We start from the raw sequence: 14,679 nt of genomic DNA on the forward strand, positions 1-14,679 counted from the left end.
GCGAGCGGTAACGACGGTGCTAGGGCTCGCCGTGTAAAAAAGACGCGCCGGGAGCGACCAGCAGGCGGCGCATGGCCCGGCGCCCCAGCAGCATGGGGTGGCGCATGCTCCGCCGATCGGTGAGTGTCAGCTCCACCGGAAACGTAAGCTCGCCCAGACGCAGCGGGGTGCGGATCACGTAGCGATACTCAGCGTGGCCGTTGGAGCTGGTGATTCGACGCCGGTCGTGCAGCGGCAGCGTCAGGCGCTGCGCCGGGGTATCCGGCGCAGCGCTGTAAGTCACAAAGCGTACCCAGGGCGTTTCGTCATCGCCATGAAACACTTCTACGTCTTCGGCGTGCAAGGCCGAGGTGCGTGCGCCGGTGTCGGCCTTGCAGCACAAGTATAGATCGAGTTCAGGAAGCGTCACCATTTCACGGCGGCCGATGATGGCTTTGGCCTGATAGGGCAGTTCTTTCACAGCGCTGTCTCCTTTACCGTGCGTCTCGTTGTCGTGCTCTGCGGGGCGCTACGCCTTGCCGGTCAGTTCGCGCAGCCGTGCCTGCAGAGGAGAGCCTTGCGGGGCATCGCGCAGCAGGGCAATGATCGGCAATCGCAGGCGCGGAATCAGTGCCAGGTCGCGCACCGCGGCGCCAAAGCCGCTGCGCGGCTCCTCGGCCAGCCGAGACAGGAAAAGCGGCAGGCGTTCGCCGTCTTCGAGCAGCGGCCAGCCGCGGCCGGCCATGGCGGCAAGCGTATCCGGACCGCAAGCGGCCGGATCGGCCAGCAGGGTGGCGTACCAGACGCGAGCCTGGTCATCGCGGCTGCTGCCTACGGCCCGTATACAGGCGCAGAACGTTTCCACGTCGCCCTGGCCGGCGGCTGTTTCGCCGCGCTGACAAAGCGCCCCGACCAGCTCAGGCACTAGCGGCCGGTGCTCCAGGCAGTGGCAGAGCATGCGCAGCACCTGGATAGGCAGCGTATCAAGGGCCTTGGCCAGGGCTTGCTGATGTGAGGCGTCTGCGCGCATGGCATAGTCGGCAAGCCCTTGCAGCCCCAGCGACTCCCAGTCCTGATGGCGGCCGGCGATGAAGGCGTTTACGCCGGCCATGTACTGGCTTGGCGGCCGCCCGGTGTCTTGCGTGGCGCGGGCGTTGAGCACGGCTTGAAACGTGGTCTCGGGCGTGAACGCCAGCGGGTTGTCATGCATCAGGTGCTCGACGGCCCGGGCATCGGCATCTCCGGTTTGCTGCGCGCTTTGGCCCAGCGTTTCCAGCAGCCGCTGAACGAAGGCGTCGCGCTGCGCCGGCGAAAGAAAGCCCTGCTCGTCCAGCGGCAGGCTTAAAAACCAGATGGCCGGGTCGGGCATGTCGCCCAGGCGAAACACGGCCGCCAGGCGGGCCTGTCCCTGCCAGGGTTCAGGCCAGGGCGCACGGCCGTTTTCAAAGTCAACGAGGGTGTCTCGCGGGCACGGCGTTACTCGCCGGCCCATATGATACAGCGTCACGTCGGCGCCGCTGCGGGTGAAAAAGTCGTCGAGAGTGTTAATTGGCTGCATGGCATCCTTCCGCATTGCAAGCCTGCACTCTACCTTGCTGCTCGGCGGGTGTCAGCCGCTGACGGCAAAATGTGCGGTGGCAACGGAGGATGCGAACAGCTCTGTTTTTGTACCGGCACGGTTAGCGCTTGGCATACGCCGCCTTGCGCTGAAATAATGCGCGTTTTACTGACAGCGGTGGCCCATGACGATATACCAGGAACTGGAAAAAGCGGTGGATGAACTCGAAGCAGCGCTCAAGGCTGCGAACCTGTGGCGTGAGGCGATGCCGTCTTCTGCGGCCTTTGCCAGCCGCCAGCCGTTCTGTGTGGATACCATGTCGCTGCCGCAATGGCTGCGCTACGTGTTCATTGCGCGGCTTTATGAGCTGGTAAAGGCGCAAGCGCCGCTGCCGGAAAAGTGCGAAGTAGCGCCCGCGGTGGCGGCCTACCTGCAGCAGCATGGGATAAGAGCCAGCGACCAGCTGCTGGTTGTGCAGCGCGTTGAGCGCATTGATGCGCTGATCAACCAGGCATAAAAAAGCGCAGCCCGGTACCGGGCTGCGCTAAAGTCGGCGTTTAGAAGCGGTAGCTGATGCCGCCCATGACGACTACCGGATCAATTTCTACGGTGCCGGCGTCTGCGCCTCCCACTTTGGCATCGGCGTCGATGTCGATATACCAGGCGGCGGCGTTCATTGCCCAGTGCTCGTCGATCAGCACGTCAACGCCCAGCTGGCCGGCCGCACCCCAGGAGTCGTCCAGCTCAAGCGACGTGTTGGCGACATCGATTTCTTCATCGGAGAAATGTGTGTAGTTGACCCCCGCACCGATGTAAGGCTGAACGCGTGCGTCGGTGCCGCCCAGCGGATAGTACTGCAGCGTCAGCGTGGGCGGCAGGTGCTCGGTTGAGCCATCGGCTACGCCGTCAACCTGAAGGTCGTGCTCAAACGGCTGCGCGGCCAGCAGCTCCAGGCCCAGCTTGTCGTGAAAACGATAGCCCAGGGTGAAGGCAAAGCCTGAGTCGTCGTCGACGTGAACGTCTGCTCCGCTCAGAATATCGCCGTTGTCGCTTTTCGGCGCTACCTTGGCCACGCCAACGCGGGTGTAGATATCGCCGGCGCCGTAGGCAAATGCCTGGGTGCTGGCGGTAAACGCAGCGGCGGCGACGCTGGCGGAGAGCAGGGCTGTCAGGGCGGTGTTGCGCATGGTGTTATCACTCCGAAATATATGTTGTCGGCAAGCAGCGGCTTGCCCGTTATCAATGCGCCCAGTGTAGGAATCCACGGCGGGCCGATTATTGATCCAGCGCAAGAGGTATGGATCTTCTACCCCTAAAGTGCAACAGAAACGCACTGCGCTGCAAACAAAGCGTGCCTCGCCTTACTCAGGCGCGTCATCCAGATACTCAAAGACCTTGACGATACGCTGTACGCCTCGGACGTTGGAGGCCGCATCCACGATGTGGCGGGCTTCCGTGCGTGAAACAATGCCCATCAGGTAGACGCTGGCATTTTCCGTGGTGACCTTTAGCTTGGACGAGTCAATGCGGTCATTGGTGGCAAGCTGGCTGATCACGTTTGTGGTGATCCAGGTATCGGTCAGGCGCTGGCTGGCGGGCAGGCGCGCGGCGATGCGTAGTTCGTTGTGCACGGTTTCCACGCCGCGCAGCCGGCCGGTGACGCGGCCGGCTTTTTGCTGAAGCTCCTCACTGGGCACCTGGCCGACCAGCAGCACCCGGCCGTTATAGCTGTGAGCGCGAATGCGCGCATCGCCCAGCCGTGCGTCTGCCTTCACCAGGGCTTTATCCACCTGGTCTTCTACGGTGGCGTCAATGGCTTCCACATCGTCCGTTCGCTGGCCGTAATGGGACGGATCGGTGGCCGAGTGCGAAGCGCACCCGCCAAGCAGCAGGCCGGTCATAAAAAGCCCGGCCGCGCAGAGGCGGAAAACGGCAGGCGAGCGTAGTGTGGCAGCAAAGGCGTTTAACATGGGCGGAACTCCTGGCGGCAAATGGGGCGGTGCAGCGGGTGTGCAGTGCAGCCGGCAGCGAGCATACCGCGCCTAGCGGTAGCGCCGCCAGCGGTGCCTCAGGCGCCGCCAAACAGCTGCTCGTCGATCAGGTCACAAAGGCAGTGAATGACCAGCAGGTGAACCTCCTGGACGCGCGCGGTGGAGGTGGCCGGCACGCGGATTTCGCAGTCGTTTTGCTCCAGCAGCGAGGCCATGTCGCCGCCGTCGCGTCCGGTCAGGGCCACTACCGTCATTTCACGATCGTGCGCGGCCTGAATCGCCTGAACGATATTGGCCGAGTTGCCGCTGGTGGATATGGCCAGCAGAACATCGCCGGGCTGACCCAGCGCACGTACCTGCTTGGAAAATACTTCGTTGTAGCTGTAGTCGTTGGCAATCGATGTAAGCGTCGACGAATCCGTGGTGAGCGCCATGGCCGGCAGGCTTGGGCGTTCACGCTCGAAGCGATTCAACAGCTCGGAAGAAAAATGCTGGCTGTCGCCGGCGCTGCCGCCGTTGCCGCAGGCCAGTATTTTGCCCTCGTTGACCAGGGCCTGCACCATCATCTGGCTGGCCACTTCGATAAAAGGCGGAAGCACTTCGCTGGCATAGGTTTTGGTGTCGATACTGGCGTTGAAATGGTCGAGTATGCGCGCTTGAAAATCCATGGAGCGTCCTGTTGGCATAACCGTTTTGCCAAAACGGTGGGAATCAAAAGGCATCAAAGGCGGCCTGAACCCAGTCAAATGTCAGCGCCGGTGGCGTGCCGGTGACGGCGAGGATATCAAAGCGGCAAGGGCATGTGTGCTGCGCTCGGGCCAGATAGCTGCGCGCTGCCTTGATCAGGCGGCGCTGCTTTTGCGGCGTCACGCTTTCCAGCGGGTGGCCGTAGCGCGTGGTTGTTCGGTGCTTGACCTCTACAAAAACCAGCGTGTCCTGATCTTGCATGACCAGATCCAGCTCGCCGCCCTTGGCATGCTGATTGCGCCCCAAAAGCGTCAGCCCGCGCTGTGCAAGCCACTCGGCGGCCAGCTGCTCAATGGCACTGCCGCGCGCTCGTGCCGTGCTTGGATGGTTATTCGCCATTGGCGCTGCCGGAGGACAAAATAGCGCCGGGCAGACCGTTTTGAAACTGCGCCCAGGGCAGCCGGCGATAAATGCGTCCGTCGGCGGTCAGGTAAAGCTGCCCGGTGGCGCCTTGAAACTGCTGCAGCGACTCGATATCTGCCAGCCGAATTCCCGCCTCGAAGGCATCCACGCCCATGGCCAGCAGCCGGAACATGGAGGCATCGGCCTCGTCGCGCAGCGCCCGGTAGCTGGCATAGAAGGGCAGCGCTTCTTCGCCCCCGGTTGCCGCGTTGGGGATTTGCCAGGGGATGTCGACAAAGCGAATGCCGTCGAGATCCTTGTTCAGCCGCGACTGGTTAAGCCCTTCGTGCAGGTGTGAGGTGGCGTATATCGGCAGGTCTGATGCGTAGTAGTAGTCCAGCAGCGGCGGTACCTGGCGTGCATACTTGGGGACGGCGAGTAAAAACAGCGCATCGACGTTGTCCAGGTTTGCGCGCTCGCCGCGGACGCCAAGGGCCTGCTTGACGGCGTACGCCGGGTTGCCGTCGGGAGCGTAGCGCACGGCCTGGCTGATGCGGCCGTTATGGCGCCGAAACGTATCGATGAACGCGCTGCCCACGCGCTGGCCCCAGTCGTTGTCCGGCACCATCAGCGCCACCTGCTGGTGGCCGTCTTCCCGGGCCCGCTTGGCGACCTGGCGGGCTTCGTCTTCGGCGGACAGGCCGTATTGAAACAATCGCTTGGCTTGGCTGTGCGCGTTTTCGCCGTAGTTAAGCGCAAGCGTCGGCAGCGGCACGTCGGTGCGCTGCTCAAGCCGGCTGACCCGCTCTTTGGACAGCGGCCCGATAACGATCTGTGCATTCATGGCGTCAGCGCGCTGGTAAAGCTCGTTAAGCGATGCCTGCGAGGTGTTGAAAAAGTGCAGGCGGATGCCGTCATGGGCCTTCTGCTGAGTGCGCAGGGCCTCTTTCAGCGTGTCGGCCACGCCGCTTAACGGGCCGGATTCAGGCAGAAAAACGGCGATGCGCTCGACCTTGCGGCCGGCAAGGGCAGGAATGGTCAGGGCGTTGAAGTCCGGCTGATCCTGGGCCTGACGGGCCCAGCGGCGGCGCTCCAGCAGCGTGCTTTGCTGATCGGACGACATGGCCGGCTCATCATCGAGTACCTGGGTGGCCCGGAGGACGGCGCCGGGATGATCCAGCGCGCGGCCAAGCGCTGAGTAAAGCATGGCCCAGCGCACGCGATCATCACCGGAAAGCGCGCTTTCATCCACGCCTTCGGTGATAGCATAGGCGCGGTCACGCCGCCCCTGACGCGCGAGCATGCGGGCTGCCTGCAAGCGGCTGCGAGCGGCGGCCGCCGGCGGCTGCCCTTCGGCCTCGCTGAGCAGCTGGCCGGCGCTGCGCCGGGGCGCGCGATCGACCACGTCGGGGGAGGGCTGCTGCACGGCACAGCCGGCCAGCAGCAGTGCCGTAAGCGCGGTGGCGCCAAGGCCACGATAAACTGATTTCATGTACCTTTCCTTTTATTGCGTTGACGCCTGCGCTTGGTTTGCCGCACCGAAAGCCCCGTGCAGTGCGCTGCCCAATCCATCGGCTCAACGCTACAATGGCGCGCTGCTGGGTGCCAGAGCCGGCCTGCGAGATGCCGGGCATAATCAATCGGGAGTCACGATGACACACAGGCATATAGGCACATTGTACGTGGTTGCCACGCCCATTGGGAATTTGGCTGACCTTAGCGAACGTGCTGTAAAAGTGCTTGGCCAGGTGGCGCGGGTCGCCGCCGAAGACACGCGCCACAGCCAGCGGCTGCTTACCCACCTGGGAATCAGCGTGCCGCTGCTGTCCTTGCATGAACACAATGAAGCCGCCCGCGTAGCGCAGCTTACCCAATGCCTGGCCGTCGGCGAGGATATTGCCCTGATCAGCGACGCCGGCACGCCACTGATCAGCGACCCGGGCTTTATTCTGGTGCGCGAGCTGCGCACACTTGCCTACCCGGTGGTGCCGGTGCCCGGCCCGTCGGCCCTGATTACCGCGCTGAGCGCCGCCGGCCTGCCCACCGATCGCTTTGCTTTTCACGGCTTTTTGCCGGCCAAGCCGGGGGCGCGCCGCAAGGCGCTGGCGGCGCTGGCGGAGAATCGGGAAACGCTGGTGTTCTACGAGTCGCCGCACCGCATTTGCCATACGCTGACGGCCCTCGATGAGGTCATGCCGGGCCGCCATACGGTGCTGGCCCGGGAGCTGACCAAGACGTTTGAGACGTTTTTATCCGGCACCCCGGCCGAGCTGGGTGCAACGCTGGCGGCTGATCCTAACCAGGCCCGGGGCGAGTTCGTGGTCATGGTAGAGGGCGGCGCGCCGGCGGTGGATCACGAACGCCGCGACGTCTCGGCCGAGGCGCTGCTCGACGCGCTGCTGGCAGAAGGCGTGGGCGTCAAGCAGGGCGCGGCCGTGGCCGCCCGGGTGCTCGGCGGGCGCAAGAAGGCATGGTATGCCCGGCTGCAGGCGCTGAAGGGCTGACTCTTCGGTCAGGCGCTTGTGCAATAAGCGTGCAGGGCGATTGAGGCCGGCCGGGCGCGCTGGTATGCTTGCCCGCGGAGTTGGCCAGACAGCCGCCGCCGCGCCTGCGCGGGGGAGGAAAGTCCGGGCTCCATAGGGCAGAGTGCCAGGTAACCCCTGGGCGGCGCGAGCCGACGGAAAGTGCAGCAGAGAGTAGACCGCCTACGTCTCTTTGAAGAGGCCGGTAAGGGTGAAAGGGTGCGGTAAGAGCGCACCGCGCGGCTGGTAACAGTGCGTGGCATGGTAAACCCCACTCGGAGCAAGACCAAATAGGAACCTGACGGCGTGGCCCGCGCCGGGTTCGGGTAGGTTGCTTGAGCGCTGCGGTGACGTAGCGCCTAGAGGAATGGCTGTTCACGACAGAACCCGGCTTATCGGCCGACTCCCCCCATCAAACGCAGGGCGCACGCGCGACCTGCGCAAGGATCCGGCTGCCCGTCACCGTCCTTGTCCGTTCATCCGGTTGGCAGTCCTATGCGCGAACATCATACCCCTTTATCCGCTGCGGCCCCGGTAGCCGAGCCCTTTCGCCATGCAAGCGTACTGCTGGACGGCGCCGTGGACGCGCTGGTGCATGCGCCGGACGGCGTTTATCTGGACGGCACCTTCGGCCGTGGCGGCCATTCGCGCGCCGTTCTTCAGCGCCTTGGCCCCGGCGGGCGCCTGCTGGCCATGGATCGTGACCCCCAGGCTCTGGACGCCGCCGCCGAGCTTGAAGATGCGCGCTTTACCATCACGCGCCGGGCCTTTGCTGAACTCGGCGAATTTGCCAGAGAGCAGGGCGTTCACGGCCGGCTGGCCGGCGTTTTGCTGGATATCGGCGTCTCGTCGCCGCAGCTGGACGACCCCGAGCGCGGCTTTAGCTTTATGCGTGACGGCCCGCTGGATATGCGGATGGACCCGACGCGGGGCGAAAGCGCGGCGGATTTCCTCGCCCGGGCAAGCGAGGCGGATATTGCCCACGTGTTCAAGGCCTACGGCGAAGAACGTTTCGCCAAGCGCCTGGCCCGCGCGGTGGTCACGCGGCGCAAGCAGGCGCCGTTCACCCGTACGGTGGAGCTGGCCGAGGTGCTGAAAACGGCGCATCCCGCCTGGGAAAAAGGCCGGCACCCGGCGACCAAAGCCTTTCAGGGGCTGCGCATCTACCTCAACGGCGAGCTGGACCAGCTCGACGCTGCGCTGGACGCCGCCCTTGAGGCGCTGGCTCCCGGCGGGCACCTGGTCGTGATCAGCTTTCACTCGCTGGAAGATCGCCGGGTCAAGCGTTTTATCCGCCACCATGTGCGTGGCGATACCCATGTACCCCGCGGCATGCCGCTGCGCGACGATCAGCTGAACCGGCGCCTGGAAGGGCTGGGCAAGGCGCAAAAGGCAAGCGACGCTGAAGTGGCCGACAACCCGCGCTCGCGCAGCGCGGTCATGCGGGCTGCGCGCAAGCTGGGGGCGTAGATGGTCGGTCAGGCAACACGCGCAGCGCGTAGCACGCCACGGCGCCCCAAAGGGCCGCGCCAGTGGCTGGCAAGCGCGGAGCGGCCGTTTTCGCTGCGTGCCTGCCTGCAACCCTGGCCGCTGGCGGTAGGCGTGCTGCTGCTTGCCGGCTTGTTCTCCGGGCTGGCCGTGGTTGCCGTTACCCACCAAACCCGCACTGAGTACGCCAGGCTGCAGGTCCTTGAGCAGGAACAAAACCAGCTCAACACCGAATGGGGCCGGCTGCTGCTGGAAGACGGCGCCTGGTCGACCCCTGCCCGTATCGAACAAATTGCCACGGAACGTTTGTCCATGCGTATTCCCGATGTCCACGACGTTGAGGTGATTGCCCCGTGAGCGGCAAGCCGTCAACGGGTAAGCCGGCTCCGGTAGTGCCCCCGCTTGCCGGCTGGCGCTTTGGCCTGGTGCTGCTGGGGGTCGTCGCGGTAGCGGTCGTGCTGATCGGGCGGATCACCCTGCTGCAGGTGATTGACCGGCCGTTTTTGCAGAGTCAGGGCGATGCCCGCACCCTGCGCCACGAAGCGATCCCTGCCCACCGGGGCATGGTGACGGACCGTCACGGTGAGCCGCTCGCCATTTCGACGCCGGTGATCACCCTCTGGGCCAACCCCCAGAAGCTGCCCCATGACCCTGTCAAGCGCGTGGTGCTGGCCCAGGCGCTGGGCATGAATCTGATCGAGTTCGATGCGCGGGTAGCCCGCTACAGCGATCACGAGTTCATGTATTTGCGTCGCCAGATGACGCCGCAGGCCGCACAAAAAGTTCTGGATATGCACATGGCCGGGGTGTATTCCCAGCAGGAGTACAAGCGTTACTACCCGGCGGGAGAAGTGGCCGCCCAGCTGGTCGGGGTGACCAACGTCGACGATGTCGGCCAGGAAGGGATGGAGCTTGCCTACCAGCCTTATCTGGCGGGCCAGCCCGGCAAACGCCGCATTCTGCAGGACCGCCGCGGGCGGCTGGTGCGCGAACTGGATGTGGTGCGCGATGCCCAGCCCGGCGGTGACTTGACGCTGGCCATTGATCAGCGCCTGCAGTACATGGCCTGCCGTGAGCTGCGCGACGCGGTAGAGAAAAACGACGCCGCCGGCGGCGTGCTGGTGATGCTCGATGCGCGCACCGGCGAGGTGCTGGCCATGGCCAACCTGCCTTCCTACAACCCCAACAACCGCGCCGGGCTGGACCCCAGCGGGCTGCGCAACCAGGCGCTGGTCGACGTTTTCGAGCCGGGCTCGGTGGTCAAGCCGCTGGCGATGTCGGCGGTGCTCGAGCGCCAGGGGTTCACGCCGGAAACGGTCATCGACACCACGCCCGGATGGATGCGCATCGACGGCTACACCATTCGTGATTTTCGTAACTACGGCGAACTCAGCCTGACCAATGTGCTGGTCAAATCGTCGAATATCGGCATGTCGCGTCTGGCGCTAAAGATGGACGACACCGCCATCTGGCAGCGCTATAACCGGCTGGGCTTTGCCCAAAGCCCCGGTACCGGGTTTCCCGGCGAAGCCGGCGGCAGTCTGCCGGATACCGTGGATTTTTCCCGCAGCGAGCGCGCCTCGCTGGCCTACGGCTACGGGCTTTCGGTATCCGCCGTGCAGCTGGCCAGCGCCTACACTGCCATCGCCAATCACGGCAGGCGCATGCCGCCATCCCTGCTCAAGCTGGACGAGGCGCCGAGCGGCGAGCCGGTTATCGAGCCGCAGGTGGCCGATGACCTGATGGGCATGCTGGAAGCGGTGGTCGGGCCGAACACCGGCGGCCGCCGCGCCCGGGTAGAGGGCTATCGGGTGGCCGGCAAGACAGGAACCGTGCGCAAGACCGGACAGAACGGGTACGACAAAAACGCCTATCGCAGCGTGTTTGTCGGCATTGCGCCGGCCTCAAGGCCGCGTATCGTTACCGCTGTGATGATCGACCATCCACAGGCCGGCGAGTTTTACGGCGGCGCCGTGGCCGCGCCGGTGTTTTCCGCGGTGGCCGGCAATGCGCTGCGGCTGCTGGATGTACCGCCCGATGCTGAAGCGTCGCCGCGCGAATGAGCCGCTACAGGTTAAGGAGACAGCATGACGCTTAGCGCAACCGATCTAACCCAGGCATTGCAGAAGGTCTGGCCCACTACTGACTTTCCCGCCGAGCTCGAACGGCTGCCCGAGCCGCTCAGGCTGGTGACCGACTCGCGGCATGTAACGCCGGGGGATGTGTTCATTGCCGTGCCCGGCAGCCAGGCAGACGGGCGCGACTTTATTGCCTCGGCGCTCGATGCCGGGGCCTCGCTGGTGCTTGAGCATGCCCGGGACGGTGAGGCCGTGCTGGACAACCGCGTGCTGACCCTGCCCCATCTGGCGCTGCGCCTGGGCGAGCTGGGCCGGGCGCTGTTTGCCGTGCCGCAGGAGCTTGAAGTGATCGCGGTAACCGGCACCAACGGCAAAAGCTCGGTGACGCACTACATCGCCGAGCTCAGTGACAGGCTGGGCACGCCGGCCGGCGTGGTCGGCACCCTGGGGGTTGGGCGCACCGGCGCGCTTGCCGATATTGGGCTGACCACGCCGGGGGCGTTGGCGCTTCAGGCAGCGCTTGGCGACATGGCCCGGCAAGGCGTTGCGCGCGTGGCGCTGGAGGCGTCTTCCCACGCGCTGGATCAGCAGCGCCTTGAGGCGGTCAACGTCAAGGCCGGCGTGTTCACCAACCTGAGCCGTGACCATCTGGACTATCACGGCAGCATGGCGGCCTACGCGGCGACCAAGACCAAGCTTTTTCGGCGCAGCGAGCTTGAGCTTGCCGCGGTCAACGCCGACGACCCCCTGGCGCGGCTGATGCTGGCCGGCTGCCACGGGCAGGTGCGGGTGCTGGCTACCGGCCAGGACGAGGCGGTGACGCTGCGCGTGCTCGAATGGCACCCGCATGCCACCGGCCAACAGGCGCTGATTGCCACGCCCGAGGCGGAAAAAGCGCTGTCCTTAAGCCTGATGGGCCGCTTCAATCTGGATAACGTACTCCTTGCCATGGCCGCACTGTACGGGCTGGGCGAGCCGCTGGAGGCGCTTTTCGAGGCCGCCTCGCGCTTGCAGCCGGTGCCCGGGCGCATGGCGCTTTATCGCCGGCCCGGCACGCCCAGCATCGTGGTGGACTACGCACATACCCCCGGCGCGCTGGAAAGCGCGCTGATCGCCCTGCGCGAGCACCTGGGCAGTGCCGGCCGGCTGTGGTGCATTTTCGGCTGCGGCGGCGACCGCGACCGTGGCAAGCGCGCCGCCATGGCCCGTGCCGCCGAAGCCGGGGCCGACTGCTGCGTGGTCACCGATGACAACCCGCGCAGCGAAGCGCCCGAGGCGATCCGCCAGGACGTGCTGGCAGGCTTTGAGCATCCGCAAGCGGTGCTGGACATCGGCGAGCGGCGCCGGGCCATTGCGGAGGTCATCGCCCGCGCCGATGCCGCCGATGTTGTGCTGGTGGCGGGCAAGGGCCATGAGGCCTATCAGGAAATCAACGGCGTGCGCCATGCCTACCGCGACGGCGACGAAGTCGAGCGTGCGCTTGCCGCCTGGGGTGCGGCGTGACGCCGCTGACAGCGGGCCGTGTGGCCCGGGCAGTAGGAGGCCGGCTTGTCGGCGCAGGGCAAGCATTGCCCTTGGATACGGTGGTCACCGATACCCGTGCCGTGGTGCCCGGGTGTTTGTTTGTGGCCCTGGCCGGGCCGCGTTTTGACGGCCACGATTTTCTTGCCGAGGCCCAACGCCGAGGCGCGGCGGCGGCGCTGGTCGAGCGCCCCGGCGAGACGCCGCTGCCCCAGATCGTATGCTGCGATACCCGGCTGGCTCTGGGGCTTTTGGCCCGTGCGTGGCGGCGCGGCTTTGAACAACCGCTGGTCGGGGTGACCGGCAATAGCGGTAAAACCACGGTCAAGGAACTGCTGGCCGAACTGCTGTCGCCGCTGGGGCCGGTGCACGCCACACAGGGCAACTTGAACAATGATATCGGCGCGCCGCTGACGCTGTTGGGCCTAAAGGCGAGCCACCGCGCCGCGGTGGTTGAGCTTGGCGCCAACCACCTGGGGGAAATTGCCTGGACTGCGCGGCTGGCCATGCCGGCGGTGGCCGTGGTTACCAACGTAACCGGCGCCCACGTGGGCGAATTTGGCGGCATGGGCCAGATTGCCCAGGCCAAAAGCGAAATGCTCCAAGGGCTGGGGCAAGACGGCGTGGCGGTGCTTAACCGCGACGATCCGTACTATGCGTTCTGGGCCAGCTGCGCGGAGCCGGCGACGGTGTTGAGCTTTGGCCTGGATGCCCGGGCCGATGTGCAAGCCCGGGCGCTTTCCTGGGACAGCCAGGGGCGTTATGCTTTCACGCTTGTTTTTGACGGCCGTGCGATCGGCCGGGTTGGGCTCAGGCTTTGCGGCCAGCACAACGTCAGCAATGCCCTGGCGGCAGCGGCCGCTGCGCTGGCGCTGGGCATCAGCGCGGCCTGCGTGGTGGACGGCCTGTGCCGGGCCGAGGCGCTGAGCGGGCGACTCAGCGTGGTTGCCGGCCCGCGGGACAGTTTACTGCTTGACGATTCGTATAACGCCAACCCCGGCGCGGTAGAGGCCGCGCTGGATACGCTGGCGTGTTTCCCCGGGCCGCGCTGGTGTGCACTGGGCGCCATGGGCGAGCTGGGCGAGGCCAGCGAAGCGCTGCACGCCCGGGTTGGCCGCTACGCTGCCAAGCGGGGGGTGGATGCCTTTTACACCCTGGGCGAGTCGGCCCGGCCGGCGCACGCGGCGTTTGAGCGCGGTGCTCCGGGAAAAGGCCGGCATTTTGACGACTACGCCGCGCTGGAAAATGAGCTGCAGCGCACGCTGCCCGAAGGGGCAAGCCTTTTGCTCAAGGGCTCTCGGAGCGCAGGAATGGAGCGGCTGGTGGCTGCCCTGCGCATGAACCAACCATAAGGTAAGCGCCGCACATGTTACTTTATCTGGCGAATTTTCTGGCGCAGTACCAAAGCGCCTTTCAGGTCATCAACTATTTAACCCTGCGTGTGATTCTGGGGGCCCTCACTGCGTTGCTGCTGTGTTTGTGGCTGGGCCCCTGGGTGATCCGCCGGCTGGTGGAAGGCCAGATCGGCCAGGCGGTGCGCGACGACGGCCCGCAGTCGCATCTTTCCAAGGCGGGAACGCCGACCATGGGCGGGGCGATGATGCTGATCGCGATTGCCATCAGCACGCTTGCCTGGGGGGATCTGACCAACCACTACGTGTGGGTGGTGCTTGGCGTCACCCTGGGATTTGGGGTCATCGGCTGGGTGGACGACTATCGCAAGGTGGTGGAGAAAAATCCCCGGGGCCTGCCGGCCAGATGGAAGTATTTCTGGCAGTCCGTGATCGGGCTGGGCGCTGCCTGCATCCTCTATGCTACGGCGGCAAGCACGGTGGAAACCAGCCTGCTGTTTCCCACGGTCAAAGGCGTGATGCTGCCGCTGGGCGCCTTTTTTATTGTGCTGAGCTACTTTGTCATCGTGGGCAGCTCCAACGCCGTCAACCTGACCGACGGGCTGGACGGGCTGGCCATTATGCCCACCGTACTGGTGGCCATGGGGCTTGCGATCTTTGCCTATGTTAGCGGCAACGCGGTGTTTGCCGAGTATTTGCACATGCCGTTCATTGCCGGCACCGGCGAAATTGCGGTGTTTTGCGCCACCATTGCCGGGGCCGGGCTGGGTTTTCTGTGGTTTAACACCTACCCGGCCCAGGTGTTCATGGGTGACGTCGGCGCGCTGGCGCTGGGCGCGGCGCTGGGTGTGGTGGCGGTCATCGTGCGCCAGGAGTTTGTGCTGTTCATCATGGGCGGTATTTTCGTTGCCGAGACGCTCTCGGTGATGCTGCAGGTCGGCTCTTACAAGCTGACCGGCCGGCGCATTTTCCGCATGGCGCCGCTGCACCACCATTTTGAGCTCAAGGGCTGGCCGGAGCCGCGGGTCATCGTGCGCTTCTGGATCATTACCGTGGTGCTGGTGCTGCTGGGGCTGGCGACGCTCAAGGTACGCTGACAGG

15 protein-coding genes and 1 other RNA gene are annotated in these 14,679 nt (G+C 65.3%); 9 read left to right on the forward strand and 7 right to left on the reverse strand.

Annotated features, from left to right (window positions below):
* Positions 1-19 precede the first annotated feature (19 nt).
* Complete coding sequence (locus ABD654_RS08480) at positions 20-460, reverse strand: ATP-dependent zinc protease family protein (protein ID WP_344704217.1); 441 nt, start codon at positions 458-460, stop codon at positions 20-22.
* 48 nt (positions 461-508) lie between these two features.
* Positions 509-1,537 carry a DUF3549 family protein gene (locus ABD654_RS08485; RefSeq protein ID WP_344704219.1) on the reverse strand — a complete coding sequence of 343 codons (1,029 nt, stop codon included), beginning with the start codon at positions 1,535-1,537 and terminating at the stop codon, positions 509-511.
* A 184-nt stretch (positions 1,538-1,721) separates the two neighbouring features.
* Between ABD654_RS08485 and ABD654_RS08490 the strand changes: the two genes are divergently transcribed.
* Positions 1,722-2,054 carry a YqcC family protein gene (locus ABD654_RS08490; RefSeq protein ID WP_344704221.1) on the forward strand — a complete coding sequence of 111 codons (333 nt, stop codon included), beginning with the start codon at positions 1,722-1,724 and terminating at the stop codon, positions 2,052-2,054.
* 40 nt (positions 2,055-2,094) lie between these two features.
* On the opposite strand, the gene ABD654_RS08495 is transcribed toward ABD654_RS08490, so the two are convergent.
* The 5 genes from ABD654_RS08495 to ABD654_RS08515 all read right to left on the reverse strand — a co-directional run bounded on the left by ABD654_RS08495 (position 2,095) and on the right by ABD654_RS08515 (position 6,109).
* Positions 2,095-2,724, reverse strand: a complete 630-nt coding sequence (locus tag ABD654_RS08495; protein WP_344704223.1) for an OmpW/AlkL family protein — start codon at positions 2,722-2,724, stop codon at positions 2,095-2,097.
* A gap of 174 nt (positions 2,725-2,898) precedes the next feature.
* On the reverse strand, positions 2,899-3,438 hold the full coding sequence (locus tag ABD654_RS08500; protein ID WP_344704306.1) for a BON domain-containing protein: 540 nt from the start codon (positions 3,436-3,438) through the stop codon (positions 2,899-2,901).
* Between the two features lie 167 nt (positions 3,439-3,605).
* The gene (locus ABD654_RS08505) at positions 3,606-4,196 is read right to left on the reverse strand and encodes a phosphoheptose isomerase (RefSeq protein ID WP_344704225.1); all 591 of its coding nucleotides are present in this window, start codon (positions 4,194-4,196) and stop codon (positions 3,606-3,608) included.
* A 43-nt stretch (positions 4,197-4,239) separates the two neighbouring features.
* On the reverse strand, positions 4,240-4,614 hold the full coding sequence (locus tag ABD654_RS08510) for a YraN family protein (protein ID WP_344704227.1): 375 nt from the start codon (positions 4,612-4,614) through the stop codon (positions 4,240-4,242).
* Positions 4,604-6,109, reverse strand: a complete 1,506-nt coding sequence (locus ABD654_RS08515; RefSeq protein ID WP_344704229.1) for a penicillin-binding protein activator — start codon at positions 6,107-6,109, stop codon at positions 4,604-4,606. The genes ABD654_RS08510 and ABD654_RS08515 overlap by 11 nt, the downstream gene beginning before the upstream one ends.
* Positions 6,110-6,269: 160 nt before the next feature.
* Here ABD654_RS08515 and rsmI point away from each other — a divergent pair, with 160 nt between their 5' ends.
* From rsmI to mraY, 8 genes are all read left to right on the forward strand, one after another.
* Positions 6,270-7,121, forward strand: coding sequence for a 16S rRNA (cytidine(1402)-2'-O)-methyltransferase (gene rsmI / locus ABD654_RS08520; RefSeq protein WP_344704231.1), 852 nt, complete (start codon positions 6,270-6,272; stop codon positions 7,119-7,121).
* Between the two features lie 76 nt (positions 7,122-7,197).
* An RNA gene (rnpB, locus tag ABD654_RS08525) (RNase P RNA component class A) lies at positions 7,198-7,550 on the forward strand.
* An 84-nt stretch (positions 7,551-7,634) separates the two neighbouring features.
* Positions 7,635-8,609: a 16S rRNA (cytosine(1402)-N(4))-methyltransferase RsmH gene (gene rsmH / locus ABD654_RS08530; RefSeq protein WP_344704233.1), complete on the forward strand. Its 975-nt coding sequence runs from the start codon at positions 7,635-7,637 to the stop codon at positions 8,607-8,609.
* Positions 8,610-8,984 carry a cell division protein FtsL gene (gene ftsL, locus ABD654_RS08535; RefSeq protein ID WP_344704235.1) on the forward strand — a complete coding sequence of 125 codons (375 nt, stop codon included), beginning with the start codon at positions 8,610-8,612 and terminating at the stop codon, positions 8,982-8,984. It begins immediately after the preceding gene.
* Positions 8,981-10,690, forward strand: a complete 1,710-nt coding sequence (locus ABD654_RS08540; protein ID WP_344704237.1) for a peptidoglycan D,D-transpeptidase FtsI family protein — start codon at positions 8,981-8,983, stop codon at positions 10,688-10,690. The genes ftsL and ABD654_RS08540 overlap by 4 nt, the downstream gene beginning before the upstream one ends.
* A gap of 24 nt (positions 10,691-10,714) precedes the next feature.
* Positions 10,715-12,208 (forward strand): UDP-N-acetylmuramoyl-L-alanyl-D-glutamate--2,6-diaminopimelate ligase, encoded by a 1,494-nt coding sequence (locus tag ABD654_RS08545; protein WP_344704239.1) that lies wholly within the window; start codon positions 10,715-10,717, stop codon positions 12,206-12,208.
* Positions 12,205-13,578, forward strand: a complete 1,374-nt coding sequence (locus tag ABD654_RS08550) for a UDP-N-acetylmuramoyl-tripeptide--D-alanyl-D-alanine ligase (protein WP_425552748.1) — start codon at positions 12,205-12,207, stop codon at positions 13,576-13,578. Before ABD654_RS08545 ends, ABD654_RS08550 begins: the two co-directional genes overlap by 4 nt.
* 14 nt (positions 13,579-13,592) lie before the next feature.
* The gene (gene mraY, locus ABD654_RS08555) at positions 13,593-14,675 is read left to right on the forward strand and encodes a phospho-N-acetylmuramoyl-pentapeptide-transferase (protein ID WP_344704241.1); all 1,083 of its coding nucleotides are present in this window, start codon (positions 13,593-13,595) and stop codon (positions 14,673-14,675) included.
* The last annotated feature ends 4 nt before the right edge of the window (positions 14,676-14,679 follow it).

This window comes from Halomonas cibimaris (genome assembly GCF_039537045.1).
GTDB classification, from domain to species: domain Bacteria; phylum Pseudomonadota; class Gammaproteobacteria; order Pseudomonadales; family Halomonadaceae; genus Vreelandella; species Vreelandella cibimaris.